Annotated in this window: 3 protein-coding genes; all 3 read left to right on the forward strand. The window is 42.1% G+C overall.

Annotated elements, in window-relative coordinates; genetic code table 11:
* Window positions 1-261: 261 nt before the first annotated feature.
* The 3 genes from C9J34_RS19245 to recQ all read left to right on the forward strand — a co-directional run bounded on the left by C9J34_RS19245 (window position 262) and on the right by recQ (window position 4389).
* Complete coding sequence (locus C9J34_RS19245) at window positions 262-1431, forward strand: MFS transporter (protein ID WP_238600718.1); 1170 nt, start codon at window positions 262-264, stop codon at window positions 1429-1431.
* Between the two features lie 303 nt (window positions 1432-1734).
* Window positions 1735-2589: a hydroxymethylglutaryl-CoA lyase gene (locus C9J34_RS19250; protein WP_107841797.1), complete on the forward strand. Its 855-nt coding sequence runs from the start codon at window positions 1735-1737 to the stop codon at window positions 2587-2589.
* 30 nt (window positions 2590-2619) lie between these two features.
* Window positions 2620-4389: a DNA helicase RecQ gene (gene recQ, locus C9J34_RS19255; protein ID WP_107841798.1), complete on the forward strand. Its 1770-nt coding sequence runs from the start codon at window positions 2620-2622 to the stop codon at window positions 4387-4389.
* Window positions 4390-4598 lie beyond the last annotated feature (209 nt).

Genomic DNA, 4598 nt, shown 5'->3' on the forward strand with positions numbered 1-4598 from the left:
CACAGGATGTGAAGTGTTTAGCTTGTGTTCCTTTATCACCAATCAGTGGGGGATAAGGAAAACCCCCCACTGATTGAAGGGTCACTTTATCTCTTATTAATAATTTTTGTGTACCGTTGAAGTGAGGGCTCAGCAGTCTACCAAAATAAATGAGATCAACTTATATAAGCGTTTTCTGTTCTTATATAACATGGATGGACTGATGGTTCACTTTATGCTTAACTTACAAAGAGAGCTGTGAAAGAAATGAGGAATATGCATATGAAGTGGAAAGAAATTTTAATTATTATCGCAATTTTTATCGTATCACTGAATTTACGACCTGCCATTACATCGATTGGTCCATTATTAAATACGATTCGCGCAGATTTACATATTTCAGGTACACAGGTGAGTTTGTTAACGGCCATTCCTGTTTTTTGTATGGGGCTTTTTGCACCGCTTGCTGTACCGATGCAGCGTCGCTTTGATTTGCGTTCAGCTATTTTTATGCTCGTTGCGTTAATTGGTGTCGCTACGTTTATGCGCATGTTTGCAGCGAGCTATAGTATGCTCCTTGCAACAAGCTTGTTAGTGGGCTTTGCCATTGCCATTATTAGCCCAATGTTAAATACCTTTATTAAAATGCATTTTCCACATAAAGTGGCGACAGTTGTCAGCATTTATTCATTGGCGATGGGGGCAGGGGCTACCTTAAGCGCGGGCTTTACCGCTGTTTTTTATGAATATTTCGGAAAATGGACAACAGCATTAGGCGTTTGGAGTGTGCTTGCTGTGATAGCGCTTATTGTGTGGCGCTTTGCGATAAAGCCAGATGAAGGAGCAACGTTATTTACAGCGATTTCATCAGAGGTTCGCAATCCATGGAAAACAAAGAAAGCATGGATTTTATTACTATTTTTCGGTATGCAAGCATCGCTCTTCTTTTCTTTAATGACTTGGTTAGCTCCAGTTGCGATGGAGCACGGATTTTCCGTCATCACAGCAGGCACGATTTTAACAGCGATGTCGCTTGTTCAACTAACGACAAATGCGCTATTACCGAGTTTCCTTGCTAAATACCCAAACCATATTGCATGGTTATTTATACTATTAGCAGTTGGAAGTATTGGGGCGAGCTGTCTATTTATTGGTACAAGTAGTGCGATTTGGGCGGGAGCGATGCTATTAGGGGTGACATTAGGAGGTTTATTCCCGCTTGCATTAACGCTGCCTCTAAATGAAGCGCGCAATCGTGAAGAAGCCAATGCGTGGAGCTCGATGGTGATGTCAGGTGGCTTTATGATGAGTGCGATGATTCCGCTATTTATCGGCTTCGTTTACGATATGATGCAAAGCCATTTTTATACGAAAATCATTTTTGCGCTACTACTACTCGCATTGTTCCTCGCCGTCTTTGCGATTAGCCGAGCAGGAGAAAAAAAGTCATAAAGTGAACTTTCAAACCAGTGGTGGTTTTACAACCTGTAGCCAAAAGATTGCTGCTGCCGCTTCGCTTTCGCGCAAAAAACATCTGTTAATACGGGATAACTCACAGTATCCAAAATTCAATTTCACACAATGCTTTAAAAGCTAGTATTTCTAACTTCTCAAAGAATACCTGCATTTTTCTAAAATAGTAATATTTCAAAAAAACAACAACGCTGAAAGAAAAGTGGTGCACCAGCCTACTTTTCTTTCAGCCTTATTTCGGTTAAGGTAATAGTATATGTGGAATAAGGGGTGGGAGCGTATATGTATTTTCCGAAGATGATTGAAATTACGGAAGTAGGACCAAGAGATGGCCTACAAAATGAGTCCAAATTTGTGCCAACAGAGCACAAGAAAGAATTGATTGAGCAGCTTGTTAAAACAGGGGTGAAGCGCATTGAAACAGCTTCATTTGTTCACCCAAAAGCCGTCCCACAAATGGCAGATGCACAAGAAATCGTTGCGTTCTCGAAAGACTTGGGCATTGATTTTCTTGTGTTAACACCGAATATGAAGGCATTGGAGCTTGCACTGGCAGCAGGGGTGCAGCAAATTGCTGTTTTTGTTGGGGCGAGTGAAACATTTAATGAGCGCAATATTCGCCGTGCCATTGCAGATTCTTTGCAGGAATGCGAAGAAATGTTTAAAGTGGCAAAGCAGCATCACTTATTTGTGCGCGGCTATGTATCCATGTGCTTTAGCTGCCCGTATGAAGGCGCCATTTCTTACGAGCAAGTAGCACGTGTCGTTAGCCATTTTGTAAAGCATGGGGTAGACGAAATTTCAATTGGGGATACGAACGGGCAAGCGACACCAAAAATGGTTTATGAGCGCTTTGCTCAATTGCGTAAGGATTATCCAAACATGAAATTTATCGCACATTTCCATGATACGAACGGCTTTGCCTATGCCAATACAATCGCTGCATTACAGGCGGGGATTACCGCTTTTGATAGCTCAGTTGGTGGGTTAGGGGGCTGTCCATTTTCTCCTGGTGCAACAGGTAATATTTCGACAAATAAGCTAGTGGAGCTTATGCATAAAATGGATATTGAAACAGGCATTGATGAAGAGAAATTATTAGTTACAAGTAAATTTTCCCATAATATTATTATGTAAACTAAAAGGGGGTTACTCAAAGTTTTGAAGATGCAAGTAGCAAAACAGCATTTACAAACATATTTTGGCTATGAATCCTTTCGCATAGGTCAGGAGCAGGCAATTTCCCAAGTATTAGACGGAATTGATACATTAGTCGTCATGCCAACGGGTGGCGGAAAATCGTTGTGCTATCAAATTCCAGCACTGTCTTTAGAGGGAACGACAATCGTCATTTCACCGCTTATTTCGTTAATGAAGGATCAAGTGGATATGCTTGTTGCCAGCGGTGTGTCTGCTGCCTTTTTAAATAGCTCACAATCAATGGAGGAAGTGCAGGACGTTTTAAGAGATGTGCGCAATGGTCGCATTAAAATGCTGTATATTGCGCCAGAGCGTTTAGATAATGATTATTTTTGTCAAACATTAGCAACGATTAAAGTGCCGCTTATTGCTGTGGATGAAGCGCATTGTATTTCGCAATGGGGTCATGATTTCCGCCCAAGCTATCGCAATATCCAAGATGTTTTACAGCTATGGGGAGAGCGCCCAACAGTTGTTGCTTTAACGGCAACAGCGACGCCAACCGTTTGTGATGATATTCGTGCAATGCTTGCGATTGAAGAGGCGCATACATTTATTACAGGCTTTGCGCGCAGCAATTTACGCTTTGCTGTGCAGTCTGGTGTAAGCAAAGATGTGTATGTGAAACAATTTTTGAACAATAACCGCACAGAGGCAGGCATTATTTATGCAGCAACGCGAAAAGCAGTCGACTCATTGTATGAGCAACTTGGCAAAATGGGTGTGCGTGTCGCCAAATATCATGGTGGTATGGATGAGGTATCGCGTGCGGAGGAACAAAATCGCTTTTTACAAGATGAGGCACAGGTCATGGTCGCAACGAATGCGTTTGGCATGGGCATTAATAAAACGAACGTGCGCTTTGTGCTGCATTATCAAATGCCACGCAATATGGAAAGCTATTATCAGGAGGCGGGAAGAGCAGGGCGAGACGGGCTGCCAAGTGAATGCGTTTTATTGTATGCCTCTAGCGATGAGCAAACACAGCGCTTTTTAATTGACCAAGCACAGGATCGCACACGCATTCCGTTAGAGCTAACAAAGCTACAGCAAATGGTTGATTATTGTCATACGGAAAACTGCTTACAACAGTATATTATTAGCTATTTTGGTGAGGAGCACGCAGAAACATGTGGCAGGTGCAATAATTGTGCGGATACAAGACCAAAAGAGGATGTAACAGAGGATGCACAAAAAGTATTATCCTGTATTGTGCGCATGGGACAGAAATTCGGAAAAACGATTACCGCGCAAGTGCTGGCAGGCTCACGCAATAAAAAGGTGACAGAGTTTCGCTTTGAGAAATTACCGACATACGGTATTTTAAAAGCGATGTCAGTGAAGGATATTGCCAACTTTATCGAGTTTTTAATTGCCGAACAGCTCATTGCTGTGAGCAACGGTCAATTTCCAACGATATTTGTGGCAGAGCGAGGCAAAGAGGTACTGCTAGGTAAGGTGCGTGTTTATCGTAGACAAGCCGTTGTGCAGCAAGTTGTACATGATAAAGATCCGTTATTTGAAGAGCTACGCGCTGTACGCATGGCAATTGCTAAACAAGAGGGTGTACCACCGTTTGTTGTATTCTCGGATAAAACATTGCATGATATGTGTGCCAAACGTCCACAGAATGCCGCAGAGTTTTTAGCAATTAGCGGTGTCGGGGAAAGCAAGCTTGAAAAATATGGGTTGCAGTTTATTGAGGCCATTACAGCTTTTGAAACAGCTAACGTATAATATTATTATGTAAACTAAAATGGGGAGCTTATCCGAAAAGATGTTACTATCTCGGATAAGTCCCTCTTTTTAATTTGATTGAGCGAATTTGAGTGTCTTGCGGGCGCTTTTCACTGTTTAACGGGCGGAAATGGACATCTTACGGGCGAATTCACCTATTGATATACTCCCATTAAAGTAGACAAGTCAAAACCGCTCACTTTAAACTA

This window comes from Metasolibacillus meyeri (genome assembly GCF_003049505.1).
Taxonomy (GTDB): Bacteria; Bacillota; Bacilli; order Bacillales_A; family Planococcaceae; genus Metasolibacillus; species Metasolibacillus meyeri.